The organism is Streptomyces fructofermentans, from assembly GCF_014651055.1.
GTDB classification, from domain to species: Bacteria; Actinomycetota; Actinomycetes; order Streptomycetales; family Streptomycetaceae; genus Streptomyces; species Streptomyces fructofermentans.
In genome coordinates this window covers 103,193-124,980 of the sequence record NZ_BMWD01000008.1, presented here as the reverse complement: position 1 = coordinate 124,980, position 21,788 = coordinate 103,193, and the positions used below count along the sequence as shown (strand labels likewise).

Annotated in this window: 18 protein-coding genes and 1 pseudogene; 10 read left to right on the top strand and 9 right to left on the bottom strand. The window is 74.6% G+C overall.

Annotated elements, in window-relative coordinates:
* The first annotated feature begins 184 nt into the window (after nt 1-184).
* Both IE265_RS13825 and IE265_RS13820 read left to right on the top strand, forming a co-directional pair.
* Nucleotides 185-790, top strand: a complete 606-nt coding sequence (locus IE265_RS13825; RefSeq protein ID WP_190035811.1) for a sulfite oxidase-like oxidoreductase — start codon at nt 185-187, stop codon at nt 788-790.
* Nucleotides 783-1,574 carry a ferredoxin reductase gene (locus tag IE265_RS13820; RefSeq protein WP_229916173.1) on the top strand — a complete coding sequence of 264 codons (792 nt, stop codon included), beginning with the start codon at nt 783-785 and terminating at the stop codon, nt 1,572-1,574. The genes IE265_RS13825 and IE265_RS13820 overlap by 8 nt, the downstream gene beginning before the upstream one ends.
* Nucleotides 1,575-1,915: 341 nt before the next feature.
* On the opposite strand, the gene IE265_RS13815 is transcribed toward IE265_RS13820, so the two are convergent.
* Entirely contained in the window at nt 1,916-2,800 is an 885-nt protein-coding gene (locus IE265_RS13815; protein WP_190035810.1) for a universal stress protein, read from the bottom strand.
* A 559-nt stretch (nt 2,801-3,359) separates the two neighbouring features.
* Here IE265_RS13815 and IE265_RS13810 point away from each other — a divergent pair.
* The 5 genes from IE265_RS13810 to IE265_RS13790 all read left to right on the top strand — a co-directional run bounded on the left by IE265_RS13810 (nt 3,360) and on the right by IE265_RS13790 (nt 7,918).
* Nucleotides 3,360-3,944: an Rv1733c family protein gene (locus tag IE265_RS13810; protein ID WP_190035969.1), complete on the top strand. Its 585-nt coding sequence runs from the start codon at nt 3,360-3,362 to the stop codon at nt 3,942-3,944.
* Nucleotides 3,945-4,078: 134 nt separating this feature from the next.
* Nucleotides 4,079-5,047, top strand: a complete 969-nt coding sequence (locus IE265_RS13805; protein WP_190035809.1) for an acetylxylan esterase — start codon at nt 4,079-4,081, stop codon at nt 5,045-5,047.
* Between the two features lie 128 nt (nt 5,048-5,175).
* Complete coding sequence (locus IE265_RS13800; protein ID WP_190035808.1) at nt 5,176-5,580, top strand: nuclear transport factor 2 family protein; 405 nt, start codon at nt 5,176-5,178, stop codon at nt 5,578-5,580.
* A gap of 232 nt (nt 5,581-5,812) precedes the next feature.
* Nucleotides 5,813-6,967: a serine hydrolase domain-containing protein gene (locus IE265_RS13795; RefSeq protein ID WP_190035807.1), complete on the top strand. Its 1,155-nt coding sequence runs from the start codon at nt 5,813-5,815 to the stop codon at nt 6,965-6,967.
* Between the two features lie 189 nt (nt 6,968-7,156).
* Complete coding sequence (locus IE265_RS13790) at nt 7,157-7,918, top strand: GntR family transcriptional regulator (RefSeq protein WP_190035806.1); 762 nt, start codon at nt 7,157-7,159, stop codon at nt 7,916-7,918.
* Nucleotides 7,919-8,119: 201 nt separating this feature from the next.
* Here the strand turns inward: IE265_RS13790 and IE265_RS13785 are convergent, their stop codons facing one another.
* Nucleotides 8,120-10,477, bottom strand: coding sequence for an MMPL family transporter (locus IE265_RS13785; protein ID WP_190035805.1), 2,358 nt, complete (start codon nt 10,475-10,477; stop codon nt 8,120-8,122).
* A 113-nt stretch (nt 10,478-10,590) separates the two neighbouring features.
* On the opposite strand from IE265_RS13785, the gene IE265_RS13780 reads away from it, so the two are divergent.
* Complete coding sequence (locus IE265_RS13780) at nt 10,591-11,169, top strand: TetR/AcrR family transcriptional regulator (protein ID WP_190035804.1); 579 nt, start codon at nt 10,591-10,593, stop codon at nt 11,167-11,169.
* A gap of 243 nt (nt 11,170-11,412) precedes the next feature.
* Here the strand turns inward: IE265_RS13780 and IE265_RS13775 are convergent, their stop codons facing one another.
* The 7 genes from IE265_RS13775 to IE265_RS13745 all read right to left on the bottom strand — a co-directional run bounded on the left by IE265_RS13775 (nt 11,413) and on the right by IE265_RS13745 (nt 18,690).
* Nucleotides 11,413-12,495 (bottom strand): magnesium and cobalt transport protein CorA, encoded by a 1,083-nt coding sequence (locus tag IE265_RS13775; RefSeq protein ID WP_190035803.1) that lies wholly within the window; start codon nt 12,493-12,495, stop codon nt 11,413-11,415.
* Between the two features lie 404 nt (nt 12,496-12,899).
* Nucleotides 12,900-13,625 (bottom strand): class I SAM-dependent methyltransferase, encoded by a 726-nt coding sequence (locus IE265_RS13770; RefSeq protein WP_190035802.1) that lies wholly within the window; start codon nt 13,623-13,625, stop codon nt 12,900-12,902.
* A 120-nt stretch (nt 13,626-13,745) separates the two neighbouring features.
* Nucleotides 13,746-15,065 carry an RNA polymerase sigma factor gene (locus IE265_RS13765; RefSeq protein WP_190035801.1) on the bottom strand — a complete coding sequence of 440 codons (1,320 nt, stop codon included), beginning with the start codon at nt 15,063-15,065 and terminating at the stop codon, nt 13,746-13,748.
* Nucleotides 15,062-15,403 carry a YciI family protein gene (locus IE265_RS13760; RefSeq protein WP_190035800.1) on the bottom strand — a complete coding sequence of 114 codons (342 nt, stop codon included), beginning with the start codon at nt 15,401-15,403 and terminating at the stop codon, nt 15,062-15,064. The genes IE265_RS13765 and IE265_RS13760 overlap by 4 nt, the downstream gene beginning before the upstream one ends.
* The gene (locus tag IE265_RS13755) at nt 15,400-16,131 is read right to left on the bottom strand and encodes an SgcJ/EcaC family oxidoreductase (RefSeq protein ID WP_190035799.1); all 732 of its coding nucleotides are present in this window, start codon (nt 16,129-16,131) and stop codon (nt 15,400-15,402) included. The genes IE265_RS13760 and IE265_RS13755 overlap by 4 nt, the downstream gene beginning before the upstream one ends.
* 96 nt (nt 16,132-16,227) lie before the next feature.
* Nucleotides 16,228-17,448 (bottom strand): cytochrome P450 family protein, encoded by a 1,221-nt coding sequence (locus IE265_RS13750; protein ID WP_190035968.1) that lies wholly within the window; start codon nt 17,446-17,448, stop codon nt 16,228-16,230.
* Nucleotides 17,449-17,508: 60 nt separating this feature from the next.
* Nucleotides 17,509-18,690 carry an acyl-CoA dehydrogenase family protein gene (locus tag IE265_RS13745; RefSeq protein ID WP_308434786.1) on the bottom strand — a complete coding sequence of 394 codons (1,182 nt, stop codon included), beginning with the start codon at nt 18,688-18,690 and terminating at the stop codon, nt 17,509-17,511.
* A 342-nt stretch (nt 18,691-19,032) separates the two neighbouring features.
* Here IE265_RS13745 and rho point away from each other — a divergent pair, with 342 nt between their 5' ends.
* Together rho and IE265_RS39275 are read left to right on the top strand one after the other, a co-directional pair.
* Nucleotides 19,033-20,199 (top strand): transcription termination factor Rho, encoded by a 1,167-nt coding sequence (rho, locus tag IE265_RS13740; RefSeq protein ID WP_190035798.1) that lies wholly within the window; start codon nt 19,033-19,035, stop codon nt 20,197-20,199.
* Between the two features lie 645 nt (nt 20,200-20,844).
* A pseudogene (locus IE265_RS39275) lies at nt 20,845-21,714 on the top strand (D-alanyl-D-alanine carboxypeptidase family protein); the annotation flags it as partial.
* Between the last annotated feature and the right edge of the window lie 74 nt (nt 21,715-21,788).

Genomic DNA, 21,788 nt, shown 5'->3' with positions numbered 1-21,788 from the left:
CACTCTCCTTCGCGCGGGTGGACACTGGCGCCAAGGGAGATCGCGGGAGCGCTATTCCCGGGGCGGCCGGGTGTTCACGGGCCCGCAATGATCCGGCGCCCGGAGCGCTCGCCGGTCCCGGTACCGTGGAGGGCGTACGCAACGATCAAGGGCGGCCCCCGGGCGGCCTGGAGGCTCCACCCCGATGAACGTCACCCGAGGCTTCACCGGACGCCCGCGCGTCCGCAACGACGGGCTGCCGCCCGGCCAGTACGACGCGGGCGACGACTGGCCCGTGCTGTCCGCCGAGGTCACCCCGGACCTGGCACCCGCGGACTGGACCTTCACCGTCGACGGGCTGGTCGCCGAGCCGCGCACCTGGACGTGGGACGAGGCGCACGCGCTGCCGTCGTCCGCGTACGAGGGCGACATCCACTGCGTGACGAGCTGGTCGAAGTTCGGCGTGCGCTTCGGGGGTGTCTCGCTCGACGCGTTCCTCGACGCCGTCCGCCCGGCGCCCGGGGCCACGCACGTCGTCGCCTACTCGCACACCGGCTACACCACGAACCTCCCGCTCGCGGACCTGACAGCCGGCCGCGCCTGGATCGCCTGGGAGTACGGGGACGAACCGCTGCCCGCCGAGCACGGCGGTCCGGCGCGGCTGCTGGTGCCGCACCTGTACTTCTGGAAGAGCGCCAAGTGGATCGCGGGCCTGCGGATCCTCGACCACGACGAGCCGGGCTTCTGGGAGCAGAACGGCTACCACCACCGCGGCAACCCCTGGGAAGAGCAGCGCTACTCCGGTGACTGACACCTTCACGGCCCCGACGGCCCGTACCCTCTCGGCGTCCTTCACGCCGCCGACCCGCTTCGCCGTGCCCGGCCGGATCGCCGTGGGCGACGGCACGGCCGCCGCCTGGCAGCGCGCCGTGCTCACCGATGTCCGCAGGGAGACCGCGGACGCCGCGACCTTCCGGTTCGCCGTGCCGGACTGGCCGGGCCATCTGCCGGGCCAGCACCTGATGCTGCGGCTGCGGGCCGAGGACGGCTACACCGCGCAACGGCACTACTCGATCGCGTCGGCGCCCGACGACGACGGGCACATCGAACTCACCCTCGACCACGTCGAGGGCGGGGAGGTGTCCGGCTGGTTCCACTCGGTCGCCCGGCCCGGCGACGAGGTGGAGGTGCGCGGACCGGTCAGCGGCTTCTTCGCCTGGCCCGGCGACCGGCCCGCCCTGCTCCTCGGCGCGGGCTCCGGCGTCGTGCCGCTGATGTCGATGGTCCGCCACCACCGTGCGCGTCGGCTGTCGGTTCCGCTGCGGCTGCTCGTGTCCGCGCGGGGACCCGGGGAACTGATCTACGCGTCGGAGTACGGCGCCGAGACCACGCCCGTGTTCACCCGCACCGCACCGGAGGGCGTGCCTGTGGGGCGCGTGTCGGCCGCGCATGTGGCACGGCTGCTGTCCGACGCGCCGGACGGTGGCTGGGAGGCCTATGTGTGCGGCTCGAACGGGTTCGCCGAGCACGCCTCGCGCCTTCTCGTGGACGCGGGCCAGCCCGTGGACCGCATCCGCATCGAACGGTTCGGCTGACGGCACGGCCGGGGCCGCCCCACCGCCCGCGTCACGACGCGACGGCGACCGCTTCCCGCGGCCCGCGTCACGGCAGTCGCTGCCGCGGCCCGCGTCACGACATCACCTCGTCCCCGTCACGGCAACCGCTTCCACGCCCCGCGCGTCACGGCACGTGTCCGACGGGTCCGGGCGGTAACAGCCGGACCGGCGGTTCGGCGGCCCGGGCGACCCGGGGCGGACCCCGACGGGGTGGTGCGCCATGGGGCACCACCGTGGCAGGGCGCCCCGGCTCGTGTCACGGTCACCCGGCGTGGCGGACACGGGACACTCCACGGTCGGCGCTCCCGACGCGGCGCACCTCAGTGGTGGGGCACCACCGCGACCGCGCACATCGAGTGGTGGACCAGGGAGTGCGCGACGCGGCCCAGGCCGGGGCCCGCGGGAACGCGGCGGCCGACGACCAGCAGGCCGGCCCGGGCGGACGCCTTGAGCAGATGGTGCGCGGGGTGCCCGTGCACGACCCGCTCCGCCACCTCGGTCCCCGGGTACGCGAGCCGCCAGGGTCGCAGCGCCGCCGCGAGGGCGCGTTCCCTGGCGTGCCGGATGCCCGGGTCGTCGGCGGGCGGCCGGAGGCCGGTGACGTAGCCGCGCAGGGAGGCCGGGGACCAGGCGTGCACGACGTGCAGGGGGGCGGCGCGGGCGGCGGTCGCCTCGAAGGCGTAGGCGATGAGTTCGTCGGCGGGACGGTCGACGTCCAGACCGAGGACCACCGGATGGTACGGGGCCCGGGCCGGGGAGATGTGCTCGTGCACAGCTGTCCACGCGTCCTCGGGCAGGTCGCCGGGGCGCACCAGCACCACCGGCCGCCCGGCGCCCGCGGCGACGGCGAACGCGACCGAGCCGACGAGGAAGCCGGTGAACCCGCTGAGTCCCCGTGAGCCCAGCACCAGGGTCTGCGACTCCGCGGCCGCGGCGAGCAGCGCCGGGACGGCGGGGGCGTCGGCCCGGATCACGTCGATGTCCAACCCCGGGTGCGTCTTGGCCAGTTGCACGGTGGTCCGGTCCAGGAGGCCGTCCGCGGCGGCGGCTTGCGCGGACGGTGCGGCGGCCGAGCGGGGACCGGCACTCAGCAACCGCAGCGCGAGACCGCGGCGCTCGGCCTCGCGGGCCGCCCAGGCCGCCGCGTCGGCACTGGCGAGGGAGCCGTCGACACCGGCCGTGAGGGCCGCGCCGCCCGCGCTCACCCCGCACGCCCCTGCGGACCGGCGTCCCCGGCCGGCCGGGGTCCCGCCCCGCTCCGGGTCCCCGTGCCGGGACGGGCACCCCGCGGCGGGCGGGGCCGACCGGCCGCCCCGGCCGACCGCCCCGGCGCGCGGGCCGGAGGGCCGCCGGTCGGCGGGTGGACGGAGAGCGCTTCCCTGCGGGCCTCGGCCATGGTGACGACTCCCGTTCCGGTGGGCTGGGACGCGGGTTCCCGCACTCGGCGCGGATCAGTCCGCGACCCGGCGGATTCGGCGGGAACCCGTCCGTCCCGCCGTCGCGGCGGCGGGGTGCCGGCTCGACGGAAACGCGGTCGGCGCCTGGCGGGATCAGGGCCCCCCGTGAGTCCGTACGGCCTCCCCGGGCACCAGGACGGCACGCGGGCGCACGGGGTGCGTGCACAGGTGCCGGACGTACGGAGGGCCCGCCCCACGACGGTGACGACGGGCCGGGGAACGGGCCGCGGGGCGGCTCGGGAGGCAGGAAAGGCCGGAAGCGGTGACGCTGGACAGGAGCGGTCGACAGCGGGAGGAGGCCGTGACGATGCGGGCTCTGGTGCGCGGCTGGCGGTGGCGGCACAACGCGCTGCGCCGCCGATCGGACGTGATGGAGGCGTGGACGGTCCTGGTGGCCGCCGTCCTGTTGTGGGTGGGCGCCCCGATGGCCGGCCTCGCGGCGGGCTGGTGGGCGCACGACGGCGCCCGCGCCACGGCGGTGGCCCAGCATGCCGAGCGGCACAGGGTGCGGGCCGAGGTGACCCAGCACGCCCCCGTGGCGCCGCCCACCGCCGAGGGCGAACGGCAGCCGACCTACCGCGTGACGGTCCGCTGGACCGAACCCGGCGGCAAGGCCCGCACCGACACGGCCCGGGTGCCCGCCGGTACGCAGGTCGGCGAGCACACGGACATCTGGCTGAACGACCGGGGGCGTGTCGTGCCCGCCCCGGTGGACGAGTCCGCGGTGTGGCAGCACACGCTGACGGCGGCCATCTGCGCAACGGGTGTCTTCGCGGTCGGAGTGCTGGCCACGCATGCCGTCGTGCGCATGGTCGCCACGCGCCGGCGCCTGGCCGAATGGGAGCGGGAGTGGGCGCGCACCGGGCCCGACTGGAGACGGCACCGGACCTGACCGGCTGCCCCGCGGACGGCTGTCGCGCGGAGCGGGACGTCCACGGCCGCCGCTCGGACAGGGCCTGGCGAGCCGTGGCCGCCCCCCGTACGGTGTGATCATCCGCACCTCCCCGTCAGCGAAGGCGGTTCGCCGTGGCCCTGTTCGACCTCCCGCTCGACCAACTCCGGGACTACCGCAGCGCGTCCGTCGAGCCCGCGGACTTCGACGCGTTCTGGGGCGCCACGCTCAAGGAGGCTCGCGAGCACGGGCTGGACGCCCGATTCGAGCCGGTCGAGACGCACTTGAGGAACGTGCGGGTCCTCGACGTGACCTTCGCCGGGTTCGGCGGGCATCCGGTGAAGGGCTGGCTGACGCTGCCCGCCGGAGCGGAGGAACCACTGCCCGTGGTCGTCGAGTTCATCGGGTACGGCGGCGGGCGCGGTCTCGCGCACACCCATCTGCTCTGGGCCTCGGCCGGCTACGCGCACTTCGTGATGGACACCCGGGGGCAGGGCGGGGCGTGGGGCGGCGGCGGTGACACCGCCGACCCGGTGGGCAGCGCGCCCGCCTACCCCGGATTCATGACCCGCGGTGTCGACGCCCCCGAGAACTACTACTACCGACGGGTGTTCACGGACGGGGTACGGGCCGTGGAGGCCGCGCGCTCGCACCCGCTCGTCGACGCCTCGCGCACCGCGGTCGCGGGTGCCAGCCAGGGCGGCGGCATGTCGATCGCGGTGGGCGGGCTGGTGCCGGACCTGGTGGCGGTCGCGGCCGACGTGCCGTTCCTGTGCGACTACCCGCGCGCGACGACGCTCACGGACCGCGATCCGTACCGCGAGATCGGCAACTACCTCAAGACGCACCGGGGCCGCCGCGAACAGGTGATGCGCACGCTCTCCTACTTCGACGCGGTGCACTTCGCGGAGCGCGGCCGGGCGCCGGCGCTCTTCTCGACGGCCTTGGAGGACCAGACGTGCCCGCCGTCGACGGTGTTCGCCGCGTTCAACGCGTGGGGGCACGAGGACAAGGCGATCGAGGTGTACGAGTTCAACGACCACGAGGGCGGCGGGCCCTTCCAGGAGGCCGCCCAACTGGCGTGGCTGCCGGGCCACTTCTGACCTCCGACCCGCCTCGGCCGGTCCGGGTCCGGTCCGACCGACCTGACCCGGTCGGATCCGGTCCGACCGACCTGACCCGGTCGGATCCGGTCCGACCGGTCGGCCGTACGTACGTGAAAGGAGCCGTGGTGGGGATCCCGGAGGCGGCGGAACGCTTCGTGCGGGTGTGGGAGCGGGCCTGGGCGGAGCACGACGTCGAGGCGCTGCTCGGCCTGTACGCGCAGGACTGCGTCCACCGGTCGATGCCGTTCCGCGCGCCGCACCGCGGGCGGGACGAACTGGCCGCGTACCTGCGCTGGTCGTTCGCCGGGGAACGGGTGGCCGACGTGCGGTTCGGGCCGCCGCTGGTGGGCGCGAACGGGCTCGCCGTGGCCGAGTTCCGGGTCCTGGCCGAAGACGGCGAGGGTCCCTCGACCCTGGCCGGCTGCGTCTTCGCGCGGTTCGACGCCGACGGTCTCGCGGTGGAGACCCGGGACTACTGGCACAGCGCGGCGGAGCACCGGGAACCGGCAGGGCCGCTGTTCCTGAGCTGAACCGTCCGCCACCGGGCCCGGCCCCGGGACTCGCCGCCGGCCGAGCCCCGCTCCGCCCCGCCTCCGGACGCGCGCCCTCCGCAACCCCGCCGCACAGCAGCCGACCTGCGGCACCCCCCGATTCACGACGTACGGGTGAGGCACCACGGGTTCCCCGCAGTCCGACCAGTCGGTATGTTCGGCCGGGCCGGGCTCGCCCCGCCCGGCACTCCCGGCGGACGACGGAGGACCCATGCCCCAGGTTCAAGGCCACTGCGAGACCCGCTTCGAAGCGGTGCGCGCCGCTTTCGAGGCGAACTTCCGCGACCGCGACGAGCTGGGCGCGGCCGTGACCGTGACCCTGCACGGCCGGACCGTGGTGGACCTGTGGGGCGGCTGGGCGGACGCCGCCAGGACGCGCGCCTGGCAGCGGGACACGCTCGTCAACGTGTGGTCGACCACCAAGGGCCCGACGGCGCTGTGCGCCCACATCCTGGCGGACCGCGGACTGCTCGACCTGGACGCGCCGGTGGCCGACCACTGGCCGGAGTTCGCGGCGGCCGGCAAGGCGTCCGTGCGGGTGCGGGACCTCCTGTCGCACCGGGCCGGGCTGGCCGGACTGCGGGAGCCGCACTCGCTGGAGCAGCTCTACGACTGGGACCTGACGACGAGCCGGCTCGCGGCCACGGAGCCCTGGTGGGAGCCCGGGACCCGGTCGGGGTACCACGCGATCACGTACGGCTTCCTGGTGGGCGAAGTGGTCCGGCGCGTCTCGGGGCTGCTGCCCGGCGCGTTCCTGGAACGCGAGGTGACCGGCCCGCTCGGCATCGACTTCACCATCGGGCTGCCGGAGAAGGAGTCCGGACGCGCGGCCGAACTGGTCCGCCCGCCGGCCCCCGCGTCCAGCGAACAGGCGGCGATCTTCGGCCAGTTGGCGCCGGTCGCGCTGGCCGCGCTGGCCAACCCGGCGGCCGGGGCGGCCGAGGCCGGCACCGCGGAGTGGCGGGCCGCCGAGATCCCGGCCGCCAACGGGCACGGCACGGCGCGCGCGGTCGCCGCCCTGTACGGGATCTTCGCCGGACGGGGAACGTACGGAACGCACCGCGTACTGTCCCCCGAGGCCGCCGAACGGGTCCGCGAGGGCCAGGGCGCGTGCCGTGACCTGGTGCTCGGGGCGGGTTTCCCGCACGAGACGGAGATCGGCCTCGGCCTCTGGCTCAGCGGCCCCAACCACTCCTACGGCCCCAATCCGCGGGCGTTCGGGCACGACGGTTTCGGCGGCTCGTGCGGCCTGGCCGATCCCGAGGCGGGCATCTCGCTGGGGTACGTCATGAACCGCATGGGCCCCCACATCGCCGACGACCCCCGCAAGACGGCCCTCGTCGACGCCGTCTACAGCGCCCTCTGAGAGCGCTCCCCACGGGCTGTATTCGGCCGACATGCGCACGGCCCCGCTGAACTCCCTTCCGGCATGGTTTAGACCAATGCTAGAGATGGTCGTCGCACCAGAGCCCGTGCCTCCGCCTCCTGACCAGGGTGCCGGAGGCACGGGCTCGCAGCCCGCACGGCTACGTCTTGTCACAAGGGGAGCGCGGACATGGCCCGCAGCACGACGCACGACGACCCTCAGCCTCTCTACTCGCGCATCGCCACGGAGTTGATCGGCGAACTGCGTGACGGAAGCATTCCGCCCGGCGAACGGCTGCCGGGTGAGCGCCAGTTGGCGGCGCACTTCGGTGCCAGCCGGGAGACGGTCCGGCAGGCGCTGGACATCCTGCGCCGGGACGGCCTGGTCTCCACCGACCGGCGCGGCACGCACGCGACGCTGCCCGGACTGCCGGTCGGGCGGCTCCCGTCACTGACCTTCCCGCTCGGCGCGCGGACGGCACGGCCCAGTGCGGTCGACCGGGCGACGGTGACCTGGGAGGCTCCCCCGCCGGACCACGCGTCGGCACTGGGCCTCGCACCGCGCCGGCCCACCCTGGTCCACCGGTACGAGTCCGCGACGACGGACGGGGGCGGCCGGCGCTCGGCCGTGACCTCGTTCTCGGCCGTGGCGCTCTCCGAGGTCGAGGAGCTCGCCCGCTACCGGGACCGCGCGGGCGGTTCGTCGTCGGCCCAACTGCGGCGCGCGTACGACTGGATGCGCCGGGCCGGTCTGACGCTGCACCACCGGGACTCGATCACGCGGCCCGTCGACGCGGCCTCGGTCCGGGTCACCCGGCGCGTGCACGACCAGTACGCGCGCCCACTGGAGATCACCGATCTCGTCGTGGACGCGCAACAGGACGCCCTGGTCTACGAGTTCACCCTGCCCGCGGCCGGATTCGCCTCGCCCGAGGACGGGTTGCCCGGCTAGCGCGGACGGGCGGGCCCGTCGGCGACCGCCGGTCGCGCCCCGGTCGGCCCTCCGACCCCCGCACCGGCCCCGGTCGGCCCTCCGACCCTCGTCCCGGCACGGCGTCCGCGCAGGGCCGTCCGCCGGGACGGGGCGCGCCGACCAGGGACGCGTACGCCGGGGGCCGGCCGGCCGCGTGGTGCGGCCGGCCCCCGGCAGTCCTCAGCGCAGGGAGACCTCGCGGTCCTCCATGCCCTCGTGGCCCTGCTTGCCGCTCAGGCCCTCCTTGCCGCTCAGGCCCTCCTTGTCGCTCAGGTCGTCCTTGCCGCTCAGGTCCTCCTCGGACTCCGGAGCCGCCTCCGCCCCCGCCTCCGCCTCCGCCTCCGGGGCCGCGTCGCCCCGGGAGTGTCCGCCGTCCCGCGCGGGAGCGGTTCGCGGCGGGAGTTTCGCGCCCTCGATGTCCACGTCGGGCGTGATCCGGTCGAGCGCGCGGGGCAGGCCCCAGGCCCGGTGTCCGAGCAGCGCCATGGCCGCGGGCACCAGCGTCATCCGCACGACGAAGGCGTCGACGAGGACACCGAAGGCGAGCGCGAAGCCGATGGACTTGATGATCGGGTCGTGGTTGAAGACAAAGCCGCCGAAGACCGCGACCATGATCAGCGCGGCGGCGCCGACCACGCGGCCGCTGCGGGCCAGGCCCTGGGTGACGGCCCCGGCCGCGTCGCCCGTGTGCTCGTAGTGCTCGCGCATGCGGCTGACGAGGAAGACCTCGTAGTCCATGGCCAGTCCGAACAGCACGCCGATCAGCAGCACCGGCAGGAAGCTGGTGACCGGTCCGGCCGAGGGGATGTCGAGCACGCCGTTCAGGTGGCCGTCCTGGAAGACCCACACGGTGGCGCCGAGGGACGCCGCGACCGACAGCAGGAAGCCGAGCGCCGCCTTGACCGGGACCAGCAGCGACCGGAAGGCCACGGTCAGCAGGATCAGGGCGAGGATCACGATGATCGCGACGAACAGGGGCAGGGCGTCGGAGAGTTTGCCCGCGATGTCGATCGCCGCGGCGGTGGCGCCGGCGATGTAGAGGGTGCCGCCCGCCCCGCGGATGTCCGGCGCGTTCTCGCGCAACCGGTGGACCAGGTCGGTGGTGGCCTGCGCGTCGGGGCCGGTCGCGGGCACGACCGTGATGACGGCGAGGGTGGCGTCCTCGTTCGTCACGGGCTCGGCCGCCACCGCGACCCCGGGGTCCGCGGCCAGCGCGGTACGGAGTCCCGCCACCTTCGACGCTCGGTCCGCGGCGGGCATCCCGCCGGTGTCGACCACCGCGACGAGGGTCGCGTTGAAGCCCGGTCCGAATCCCTCACTCAGCAGGTCGTACCCCTTGTGCTGCGTGCTGGCGGCCGGCTGGGACGCGTTGCCGGGCAGGCCGAGGCGCAGGTCGCGGGCCGGCAGTGCGAGGGCGAGCAGTCCCACCACGCCCACCAGGAGGACGATCAGGGGCCTGCGGGTGACGATCCCGGCCCAGGCGAGGCCGCCCGCGCCCGCCGGGCGCCCGGGGCGCTCCGCCCGGGGGGCGCGCGGGCGGAGCCGTTCGCCGAGCAGCCCGAGGACGGCGGGGACGAGCGTGACGGCGACGAGGACGGCCAGCAGGACGGTCGCCGCCGCGGCCAGGCCCATGATGGTCAGGAACGGGATGCCGGTGACCGCGAGCGCGGCCAGCGCGATGATCACTGTCGCTCCGGCGAAGACGACCGCGCTTCCCGCGGTCGCGACGGCCCGGGCGATCGAGTCCTCGACCTCGGCCTCCGGATCGGCGAGCTGCTCCCGGTGGCGGGACAGGATGAAGAGCGCGTAGTCGATGCCCACCGCCAGGCCGATCATCAGCGCGAGCACGGTGGCGGTGCTGGTCATCTCCACGAAGCGGGAGACGAACTGGACGCCCAGCACACCGATCGCCACTCCCAGGACCGCGGTGAGCAGCGGCAGCCCGGCGGCCACCAGGGAACCCAGGGCGAGTGCCAGCACGGCGAAGGCGATCACCACGCCCACGATCTCCGCGGGGCCGCCGACCTCGGTGACCGGCTGCATGGCCGACCCGCCGAACTCGACCTGCAGGCCCGTGTCACGGGCGCCGTCCATGGCTTCGGAGAGGGCGTCCTTCGCCGACTGCGGCACCTCGTCGGCGGCCTGCCGGAAGTGGACGTCGGCGTAGCCGATCCGGCCGTCCCGGGAGACGGTGCCCGTGGCGGCGGGGTCGGAGACGTGCACGACCCCCGGCACCGAGGCGGCCTTCTCCAGCCCCGCCGCGACGGCGGCCTCCGTCTCCGGGTCGGCCAGGGTGCCTCCCTTCGGAGCCGCGAGCACGACTCGGGCCACCCCGCCCGCGGCGGCCGGGAACTTCGACTCCAGCAGGTCCTGCGCCCTCTGCGACTCGATGCCCGGCACGGAGAACTCGGTGCTCTGCCTGCCGTGCAGGGTGATGCCAAGGCCGCCGACCACGGCGAACAGCAGCAGCCAGACGGCGACGACCCGGCCCCGGCGGCGTGCCGCCCACCGCCCCCAGGTGTACAGGCGTGACGCCATGCCCGTTCCTTCCCCTCGCGCCGCGGGCCCACTGCCGGGCACCGCGAATTCTCTGCACCCTAAAGCATTTTTACAGTCGGATGTAAATTAGCCATGGCTGGTAAAGTCGGGGCATGATGAGCGACGGTCTGCGGGAACGCAGCAAGGCCCGGCGCCGGGAGGCGATCACTCGCGCGGCGTACGAGCTGTTCGCCGAGCGCGGGTTCGAGGCGACGACGATCGCCGACATCGCCGCGTCGGCGGAGGTCTCGCCGCGGACGGTCACTCTCTACTTCCCGTCCAAGCTGGACCTGGCGCTCTCCCGCTTCGACGCGTTCGCCGAACGCCTCGGGGCCGCGCTGCGCGACCGCGCCACGGGTCCCTCGATCCTGGACTCGCTGGAGCACTGGCTACGGGTGGAGATCGCCCGCCGCAGCGACCTCGACGACCTCGAGGACCGCATGCTCGAACTCAATCCCCAACTCCGGGCCGTCGCCGGCGCCCGGCTGACAGAGGTCATCCAGGACGGCGCGCGCATCCTGGCCGAGGAGCGCGGGAGCAGCCCCGAGGCCTTCGGTATCCGGATGGCCGCGGCCGCCGCCGCGGCGGTGGTCGGCGAGGTCTGCCACCACCCCCGGGAGGCCGACATCGACGCCGCGATGTCCTTCCTGCGCGCCGGACTCGCGACGCTGCCCGCGGACCCGGCCGCCTGACCCGCCGCCCCGCCACCACCGGCCGGTCCGGACGCCCCTCGGCCCGGACAACCGCCACCGTGTGTCACGCGCGAGGTGCGGGCGCACGACGGACCCGGCCGCGCCGATCCCCCGTGTCCGGGTGGCCGACTCCCGTGCCGTACGCACCCCGTGGCCGCCGGAGGGGCGGAAACGCCGGAGGAACCCGGGTCGGGCGGGGTGCGGCGTGCGGCCGGCGTCACGGGGCGGCCGCCAGGTGACGCCTCAGAGCCAGCCGTTGCGCCGGAAGCCGCGGTGGATGGCGAAACAGAGGGCGGCGATGACCCCGAGCGCCGCGGGGTAGCCGTACGTCCAGCGGAGTTCGGGCATGTGGTCGAAGTTCATGCCGTACACACCGCAGACCATGGTCGGCACCGCGACAATCGCGGCCCAGGCCGTGATCTTTCGCATGTCCTCGTTCTGGGCGACCGTGACCTGGGCCAGATGGGCCTGGAGGATCGAGTCGAGCAGTCCGTCGAAGGCGTTGATCTGCTCGGTGGCCCGGGCCAGATGGTCGGCGACGTCCCTGAAGTACGGCTGGATCTCCGCGGACACGGCGGCGGGCGGCTCCTGCGCGAGGATCTGCAGCGGCCGGTGCAACGGGACCACGGCACGCTTCAGCTCCAGGAGTTCCCGCTTGAGCTGGTAGATCTGGCCCGCGTCGCCGCGTGCCGTGTGCTGGGCGAAGACGGCCGACTCGACCGCCTCTATGTCGTTCTGCACGGCGTCCGTGACGTCCAGGTAGTCGTCGACCACATGGTCCGCGACGGCGTGCAGGACCGCGGAGGGCCCCTTCGCCAACTGCTCGGGGAGCTGCTCCAGGGCTTCGCGGAGCGGCCCGAGTGATCCGTGGCTGCCGTGCCGGATGGTGATCACGAAGTCGAGTCCGACGAACACCATCACCTCGCCGGTGTCCACCACCTCGCTGGTCGCGGTGAGCTGCTCGTGCTCGACGTACCGCACGGTCTTGAAGACGGCGAACAGCGTGTCGTCGTACCGCTCCACCTTGGGCCTCTGGTGCGCGTGGACGGCGTCCTCGACGGCGAGCGGATGAAGGCCGAACAGCTTGGCCAGTCCCGCGAACTCGTCCTCGGTGGGCTCGTGCAGCCCGATCCACACGAAGCCGTCCCCGGACCCCCGGGTCCGACGGATCGCCTCGTCCGGCGCCCAGTCGCCGGGCTGCCGTCCGCCCTCGCGGTAGACGAGGCAGTTCTCCACCGCGCTCCCCAGCGGGGAACGGGCGGGGTGGCTGAGGTCCACCGTGCGCCGGTAGGCACGGCGGACTGCTCGGCTCAGGTTGCGGATCATGGGCACGGGCTGGGCTCCTTCGGTGACCGGGTCAGTGTGCCACCGGTGCGTCCTGCCTGCGTACGGGTGCCCGTGCACGTTCGACGCGGCACGCACCGGACCTGAACCGGGCTCCCGGTCCGGGTCGTGGACCGGGCCTTGGACCGGGTCCTGAACCGGGCCCGGAACAGGACCCGGAACAGGGCCTGTTCGGGAGCCCGGCCGAGTGGCGGACGGGAGACGGCCGCCGTGCCGTGAAGGGCCGGAGTCCGACCGCGGGAGGGCCGGGGCCCGGCCCGGCACTCCCCCGGCCTCCGCACGCCCGCAGGTCCCGGCACTCCCCTGGTCCAGGGCTCCCGCAGGTCCCGCTGTCCTGCGCGGGTCCCGCTTCCGCACGGCGTGGACCGTCCTCGCTCCCGCCGCTCCTAGTCGGGGCGGGTCGCCACCACCATCCGGCAGCGCGGGCTGCCGTCGGGCCTGCGTCCGAACTCGGGCAGGGGGTGGAGGGCGACCGCGAACCCTGCGCGGACCAGTTCACGCCGTACGTCACCGAGGCGGAAAGCCCGGTAGTACATGACGAACGGGGGCCTCCACACCGCGTTGCGCACCCGCATCGCCGCGTCGAAGCCGAGGAGCGTCCAGTAGTCCCGCGAGCCGGGTCGGGCGGGGGCGCCGATCGGGAACGCGAACGTGCCGCCGGGGCGGAGCACGGAGTGGACCTGGGAGAACAGTCCGGGAAGCTCACGGGGCAGGAAGTGCCCGAAGGCCCCGAAGCTCACGACGAGGTCGAAGGCCGGCCCGAAGGGCAGGGCCCGCGCGTCGCCCCGCACCCACGCCACGGGCGGCCCCGAGCGGCGCGCCCGGTCCCGTGCCACGCCGAGCATGCCCGCGCTGATGTCCACGCCCGTCACCCGCTCCCTGCAGACGGACCGCAGCACGTCCATGCCCGCACCGGTGCCGCAGCACAGGTCGAGTCCGCTGCCGAACGGCCCGATCCTGTCGAGTGCCCGCGCGACGGAGCGCAGGACCGAGTCGGGGGTGCGGAACGGGGTGTGGTCGAACTTCGGCGCGAGGAGGTCGTAGCCGTGCTCGACGGACGACAGCGCCTGGACGGCGAGTTCGCGGAACGTGGGGCCCTGCGGGGTGAACATCGCGCGTCAGCTTAACCAAGGCGCCCTCCCCGGCGGCGCGCGGCCCGGCCGCGCGCCGGAGGTGTCCGGCGCGGCGGCCGGCGGCGGTACGGTCCGCGCCGACGGCCCCGGCCACGGGGCCTACGGGCCGTCCGGCCGGGCCGTGCCGCGGCGGCCGCCCTCCGGCGGGGCGGCCCCGGCCCGCAGGCACTCCGCCAGCCGCCTCTCCAGGAAGCGCCGTTCGGCGTCGTTCTCGACGAGGTCCAGCGCCGTCCCGTACGCCTCGGCCGCCTCCTCGGTGCGGTCGAGGCGCCGCAGGAGGTCGGCGCGGGTGGCGGGCAGCAGGTGGTACTCCGCCAGCTCTCCCGACCGCTCCAGCTCCGCCACCAGGGCGAGGCCCGCTTCGGGGCCCTCCGCCATACCCACGGCCACCGCGCGGTTCAGGCGCACGACGGCGGAGGGCACGAGGCGCGCCAACTCGCCGTACAGGGCGGCGACATCGGCCCAGTCGGTGTCCTTCGCGGTGGGGGCGGTCATGTGGCAGGCCGCGATGGCCGCCTGGATCTGGTACGGGCCGGGGCGGCCCCGGCGCAGTGCGTTCTCCAGCAGGGCCGTGCCCTCGTCCACCTCGGAGCGCTCCCACGCCGTGCGGTCCTGGTCCTCCAGGGTGACCAGTTCCCCGGCGGCGTCCGCACGGGTGTCCCGCCGGGCGTGGTGCAGCAGCAGGAGCGCGAGGAGCCCGAGCACCTCGGGTTCGTCGGGCATCAGCCGGGCCAGCACGCGCGCCAGGCGGACGGCTTCCGCGCAGAGGTTCGCGCGCACCAGGTCGGCCCCGGACGTGGCGGCGTACCCCTCGTTGAAGAGCAGGTACACCACGCCCAGTACGCCGGTCGTCCGCTCGGGCAGCAGATGCGCGGGCGGTACCCGGTAGGGGATGCCGGCGTTGCGGATCTTGCGCTTGGCCCGGACCAGGCGCTGCGCCATCGTCGGTTCGGGGACGAGGAAGGCCCGTGCGATCTCGGGCGTGCTCAGCCCCGCCAGGGTACGCAGCGTCAGCGCGACCCTGGCCTCGATGGGCAGTGCCGGGTGGCAGCAGGTGAAGATCAGCCTGAGCCGGTCGTCCACCACATCGCCGTCGTCGGGGTCGTACGGGTCGGGGGCCCTCTCGTCCCGTGCGAGCACCGCCACCTCCCGCAGTTTCGCCGCGCCCACCGCGCGCCGCCGCAGCACGTCCAGGGCGCGACGGCGCGCGGTCGTGGTCAGCCAGGCGCCCGGGCGGCGCGGCACTCCGTCGCGCCGCCACCGGTCGAGGGCCTGGGCGAAGGCGTCCTGGGCGCACTCCTCGGCGAGGTCCCAGTCGCCGGTCACCCCGATCAGGGTGGCGACGACCTGGCCCCATTCCTCGCGGAAGGCGGCGGCGACGGCCTCTTCGACGCCGCCCGTCCCGCCCGCGCCGTTCACTCCCAGACCGGCCGCACCTCCACCGAGCCGCCGCCCAGCGCGGCGGGGTGCCGCGAGGCGAGCGCGACGGCCTCGTCGAGGTCGGCGACCTCGATGATGTCGAATCCGGCGACGTACTCCTTGGACTCGACGAACGGCCCGTCGCTCAGGAGCACTTCGCCGTCCCGGACCCGCACGGTCGTGGCGTCGGCGCCGGGCCGCAGCCGTGCGCCGCCCTTCACCACGCCGCTCGCGCGCACATGGTCGATGTACGGGGTGAAGGCGGGATCGTCGGCGATCTCCTCCGGGCTGAGCTCGGTGCCGCCGACGGGGGTGCAGATGAACATGACGTACTTCATGACCGGGCCTCCTCGATGTCGAACGGGACCGACAGGTGCTGGTGGACGATCCGCCAGCGGTCCCCGGCCGCCCGGTATCCCGTGGTGACCCGGACGGTGCTGTCCAGGGGCTCGCCCGTGGTGAGCGTGGCGCGCACCCGGACCAGGGCGTGGCTGAAGGCGACGCTCTCGTCGACGCGTACCCGCAGGTCGAGCGCCTCCCGGTGCACGGGGCCCGACACGGTGGCGAACCACCACTCCTGGGCCTTGCGGAAGGCGTCGACCCCGCTGCGCTCCAGTCCGCCCATGGGGTGGAAGACCTCGGCGTCGGGCGCGTAGCAGGCCGCCATCCGGTCGACGTCCCGCTCCCGGGCGGCGGCGGTCAGTTCGGCGTCGATGCGCCGGATCTCGTCCTCGGCGTCCTCGGCGTCCCAGAAGGCGCGCACCTCCAGCGCGCCGATGGTCGCCACGGGGTGCCCGGCCGCCACCCGGACGGCCTCGTCGATGCTGTCGCACTCGACGACGTCGAATCCGGCGACGTACTCCTTGGTCTCCGCGAACGGCCCGTCGGTGCGCAGCACTTCACCGTCGCGGACGCGCACGGTGACCGCTTCGGCGGGGAGCCGCAGCCGGTGGCCGTGCAGCCGCACCCCGCGTACGGCGCCATGCTCCTCGACCCACGGTTCGACGGGTGCCATGCCCGTGGCGTCCGCGGTGTCGTCACCGCAGACCAGCAGCATGTACTTCATGTTTCCTCCCGGTGCTCATGAGGTCCCTGCACCCCACCGACGAACGGGCCGGCGCCGGATCGACACATCCCTCATGGTCGCTCCGGCGGGTGGAGGTCACACCCCGGGCGACACCCGCACCGGAAGCGCGCGGACGCTGTTACCGACGAACCCGGCGTGCGGTGCCAGGTCCGCCTCGGGTGCGGCGAGGTCCAGGCCCGGGAACCGCGTGAACAGCCGTTCGAGGGCGATGGTGGACTCCAGGCGGGCCAGCGGGGCACCGAGGCAGTAGTGGGCGCCGTGGCCCAGCGACAGGTGCCGGACCGCGCCGGGCCTGCCGGGCCGGGTGACGTCGAAGCGGTCGGCGTCCGGGCCGTGCGCCGCCGGGTCGCGTCCCGCCGCCGAGTAGCCGGCGAGGACGGGTGTTCCCCGGGGGATGACGGTCCCGCCGACGGTGAGGTCCCGGACCGGGTAGCGGAAGGGGAAGTAGCTGACGGGCGCGTCCCAGCGCAGGGTCTCCTCCACGACGTCCGACCAGGTGGCGGCACCCCGTACGACCAGGTCCAGTTGGTCGCGGTGGGCGCAGAGCGCGCGGACGGCGTTGGTGATGAGGTTCAGGGTGGTCTCGTGCCCGGCGATGACCATCAGCATCAGGGTGCCGATCAGCTCCTCCTGGGTGAGCCGGTCGCCGCCCTCGTCGCGGGCGGCGATCAGGGCGCTCGTCAGGTCGTCGCCCGGCCGCTCGGCGCGGGCCGCCGCCACCGCGCCGAGCACGGCGACCAGTTCACGGTTCGCGGCGAGGGCGCGCTCGGGTCCGATGTCGGTGGCCACGACCTGGTTGGACAGATGGTGGAGCCGGTCGCGGTGCTCGGCGTCCACGCCGAGCAGTTCGCCGATGACGCCCATGGGCAGCGGCATCGCGACATGCCCGCGCAGATCGGCGACTCCGCCGTCCCGCGCGGCGGCCCGCTCCAGGTCGTCGAGCAGACTGTCCGTCAACTCCCTCACGCGAGGCCGCAGTCGTTCGACCTGACGGACGGTGAACGCCCCGCTCACCAGTGCCCTCAGCCGCCGGTGGTCGGCGCCGTCGGCGGTGGTCATCCCGCGGACCGTCGCGAAGGTGGCGAGGGGCCATCCGGGGGCGATCCGTCCCTCCCGGAGCGCGGTGAAGTGCCGTGCGTCCTTCGCCACTTCGGGGTGGGCCAGGAACTCCTTCAGCGCCTCGTGCCCCAGTACGGCCATGCCCTGGACCTCGCCGGGCAGGACGACCGGGGCGACGGGACCGTGCGCCAGGAGCCGCGCGTTGACGGCGTGCGGGCAGCCGCCCGCGGGGTCCATGCGGTGCGGAGCGGCGGACGTACGGTCCAACTGGATCTCCTGACTGCCGTGTTCCGGCTGTCACAGGAACGGGGTGCGCGGGTCGACTCCCGACAGTACGCGGCCGTGGATCTCCAGGTCGGTCGAAGGGGCGACGAAGGATTGCAGGCAAAGGGCGTTGATGTCGCGGGCGATGCGCTGGACGGGTACGTCGCGCTGGAGCGAGGAGGCGCCCGCGGCCGACGCGAGCAGGTCGACGGCCTCCTTGCACAGCCGGGTCAGACAGCCGCTCTCGGGGCGGATCCGGGCGCGCTCCAGCGGGGTGTACGCGGCGCCGGAGCCGGCCTTGTCCGCGATCTCGCGGGTCGGCCGGGCGGCCACGAGTTCGGCGCCGGAGATCCGCAGTTGCGCCTCGGCCACCTGGAAGTGCGTGACGGCGGCCTCGTACTGGCGCTCATACGAGGTGCAGGTGATGCCGCGGCGGCTGCGTTCGCCGAACTCGGCCTCGCCGCACGGGCCGCCCCGAGCGCCACCGGGGCCGCCCAGGCGCAGAAGAGCAGCAGCACCGGCATGCGGTGGAACGGGTCGTCCGCGTTCGCCTTCGAGGGGAGCCGCCCGGCGAGCATCGGGCCGACCGGGAGCACGCGGTGCGCGGGCACGGGAACGTCCCGGGCCAGGACGGTGTTGCTGCCCGTGCGGGCGAGACCGGTGGGCGTGCCAGTCGTCCAGGATCTCCGGTTCGGCCATCGGCACGGCCGCCCGCACGACCTCGGGCGGTCCGTCGGGCGGGGAGCCGTCGGCCGCGGCCACGGCGGCCGTGAGCAGATGCCAGTCCGCGTGGTGGCAGCCGGTGGCGAAGCCCGAGGCCCCGTTCACGACGTAACCACCGTCGTACGGCACCGCCGTGGCACCCGGGACCAGCGTGCCGCCGATTCTGACGTCGGGCCCTTTCGGACCGGTGAAGAAGTCGTCCTGCGCCTCGTCCGGGGAGAGCGCGGCGATGCAGGCGACTGCGGCGTGACTGAGTGCCGTCCACGCAGCGGAGGCGCACCCGGCGGCGATCTCGGCGAACGCGTCGACCTGGACGCCCAACGGGGTCCGGTGACCGCCGTAGCGCCGGGGGACGTTCATCCGGTTGATGCCGGTGCCGGTCAGCGCGTCGGCCACCTCGTCCGGGACCCGGCCGCGCTCGGCGCGCAGGGCGTTCCGCCGGATCAGCGGCCGCAGTTCCCTCACCTGTTCGACGATCCCCGCGTCGTCCATGCGGACCACCGTGGCGCGGGGCGTGTGCCGTGTCAACGCCACGGACTCCGGCCATCGCCGTACGGACGTGCTATTGTGCTCACAGCACTCGTGTACGCCCTTACCGGCGCCGGTGCCGATTCACCTCTTCCCGCTGATCCGCCCGTCGCATCCGACCGGCGCGGCAGCTCATCTCCGCACCACCTGCATCTCCACCCGCACCGGCACAGGCGTTCCCCGTCTGTCCTCCGGCGTACCCGAGGTGCTGCACCCAGCCGTGCCGGGGCGTGACCACGCCGCCCCCGTTCCGGCCACTCCCTCTTCCACGACCTGTGCGAACCCGTCCGCGAAAGGACACCCACCATGACCACCACACTCGAACGCCCGCCTGCTCCCGTCGTCCGGGAGTCGGCCGCCGGCGTACTCGACCTCATCCCGAACGGCCAGGGCCACCTGCGCTCCCCGGGCATGCTGCCCGGCCCCGCCGACCTCCTGGTCCCCTCGGCCCTCGTCCGCCGGTACGGCCTGCGCAGGGGCGACCTCGTCGAGGGCGTCCGCGGCAAGCAGCGTGCGCTCACCGGCGTCGACCGGGTCAACGGCCGCCCGGCCGAGCAGCGCCACGACCGCCCGCACTTCCACGACCTGACGCCGTTGCACCCGCGGGAGCGGCTGCGGCTCGAACACCCGGCGGGCGGTGCGGCCACCCGACTCATCGACCTGGTCGCGCCGGTCGGCAAGGGCCAGCGCGGCCTGATCGTCGCCCCGCCGAAGACCGGCAAGACGGTGCTGCTGCAGCAGTTGGCCGCCGCCGTCGCCGGCAACCACCCCGAATGCCATCTGATGGTCGTGCTCCTCGACGAACGACCCGAGGAGGTGACGGAGATGCGCAGGTCCGTCCGCGGCGAGGTGCTCGCCTCGACCTTCGACCAGGCCCCGAAGCAGCACATCGCGCTCGCCGAACTGGCCTTGGAGCGCGCCAAGCGGCTCGTCGAGTCGGGGCACGACGTAGTGATCCTCCTCGACTCGCTGACCCGCCTGTGCCGCGCGTACAACAACGCGGCGGCCTCCGGCGGCCGCACCCTCAGCGGTGGCGTGGACGCCGCCGCGCTCCAGGGACCCAAGCGGTTCTTCGGCGCGGCGCGTTCGGCCGAGGAGGGCGGCTCGCTCACGATCCTCGCGACGGCCCTCGTGGAGACCGGCTCGCGCGCCGACGACTACTACTTCGAGGAGCTCAAGAGCACCGGCAACATGGAGCTCCGCCTGGACCGCGCGCTGGCGGACCGCCGGATCTTCCCCGCCGTCGACATCACCCCGTCCGGCACCCGGCGTGAGGAACTCCTCGTCCCCGCCTCCGAATTGGCCGCACTTCGCGGTCTGCGCCGGGCACTGCACTCCCGGGGTGACGGCCAGGCCGGCCTGGAGACCGTGCTGGAGAGGCTGCGAAGGACCCCGGACAACGCGACGTTCCTGCGCCAGGTCCAGCCGACGGTGCCGGGCACCGGGCGGGCCCGGCCGTCCGACGACCACTGAGGCACCCCACCACGCCTCGGCCACCGGCCCACCGATCCGCCGGTCCGCCGACACGCCTCGGCACGGGCCCCGACCTTCCGGCCCGCTCCGGCCCCGCCCACGCCTCGGCCACCGGCCACCGACCCACCGGCCCACCGATCCGCTGACACACCTCGGCACGGGCCCCGACCTTCCGGCCCGCTCCGGCCCCGCCCACGCATCGACCCTCGGCCCGCAGGCAGCCCTCGTGCCGACGCCGACTGGTTCCGGGCCCCCTCAGGCCACCGACCCGCACCCGCATCGCACCGGCGCCGCACCGACTGCGGAACGGCCCCGTCCGCGGTCCCTCGGCCCCGCAGCCCTCGCGCCGACGCCAACCTCTTCCAGGTCCGCTCAGCACCCGCTTCGCATCAGCGCCGCACGGCCGCGAATCGGCCCTCGGTCCTCGGCCCGCTTCCGGCTCCCGGCCCCGCTGCCGCTCCGCGCCCGGCCCCGGCGTCGTACGCAACGCGGTACGTCCGTCCCACCGCCCCGCTCCCGGCCGTCGGCCGACCGGAGCGTTCCGGACCCGCGCGGCACCCCCACCACTGCGGCATCCGGGTGCTCGACGCGTCCGCTCGGCCCGGGCAGCCCGGAGTGCGCCCCGCACATTCCTACGTTTGCGGTATGACTATCGGATTCTCATCCCGCGTGGTCCTGTCCTGTTCGGCCGGCTGCGCCGTCGGGGTGCTGGCCCTGGCGGCGGGACCGGCCGCGGCCTTCGGCGTCACCGGCACGGCCCTCGACCGCGACCGCGCAGCCGTCGGCACCGCGTCCGCCGCGCCACCCGGACCCGGGACGGCGCGGCCCTCGGTGCTCGACCGGCCGGGCACGCACGTACGGCGAGGGGCCGGGGCTCCCAGGACTCCGGCGAGCGTGTCCGCGCGCTCGTGGCTGGTGGCCGACGCAGACACGGGCGAGGTGCTGGCCGGCCACAACGCCCATCTGCAACTGCCGCCCGCCAGCACCCTCAAGACCCTCTTCGCGGTGACCCTCCTTCCCGTGATGCCCCCGGCGGTCCGGCACACCGTCACCGAGCGGGACCTGGCGGGGATCGGCCCCGGCAGCAGCCTCGTCGGAGTCGCCGCGGGACGCACCTACCGCGCCTCCGACCTGTGGCGGGGCGTGTTCCTCAACTCGGGGAACGACGCCGTACGCGTCCTCGCCGAGATGAACGGCGGCTGGCGCAGCACGGCAGCCCAGATGCAGGCCAAGGCGGAGTCGCTCGGCGCCCACGACACCCGGGTCGTGTCCCCCGACGGCTACGACACGCCGGGCCAGGTGTCCTCCGCGTTCGACCTCGCCGTGTTCGGCATGGCGGGCCTGCGCAACGCGGACTTCGCCCGGTACTGCGCCACCGTGCACGCCAAGTTCCCCGGCGACGGCTCCTCGTACGACATCCAGAACACGAACCGCCTGCTGACCGGGGCCAACGGCGTCGAGCCGTACCCGGGGCTCATCGGCGTCAAGAACGGCTACACGACGCACGCGGGCAACACCCTCGTCGCCGCGGCGCGCCGGGACGGGCGCACGCTCGTCGTCACGGTCATGAACCCGCGGTCGGGCGGCGG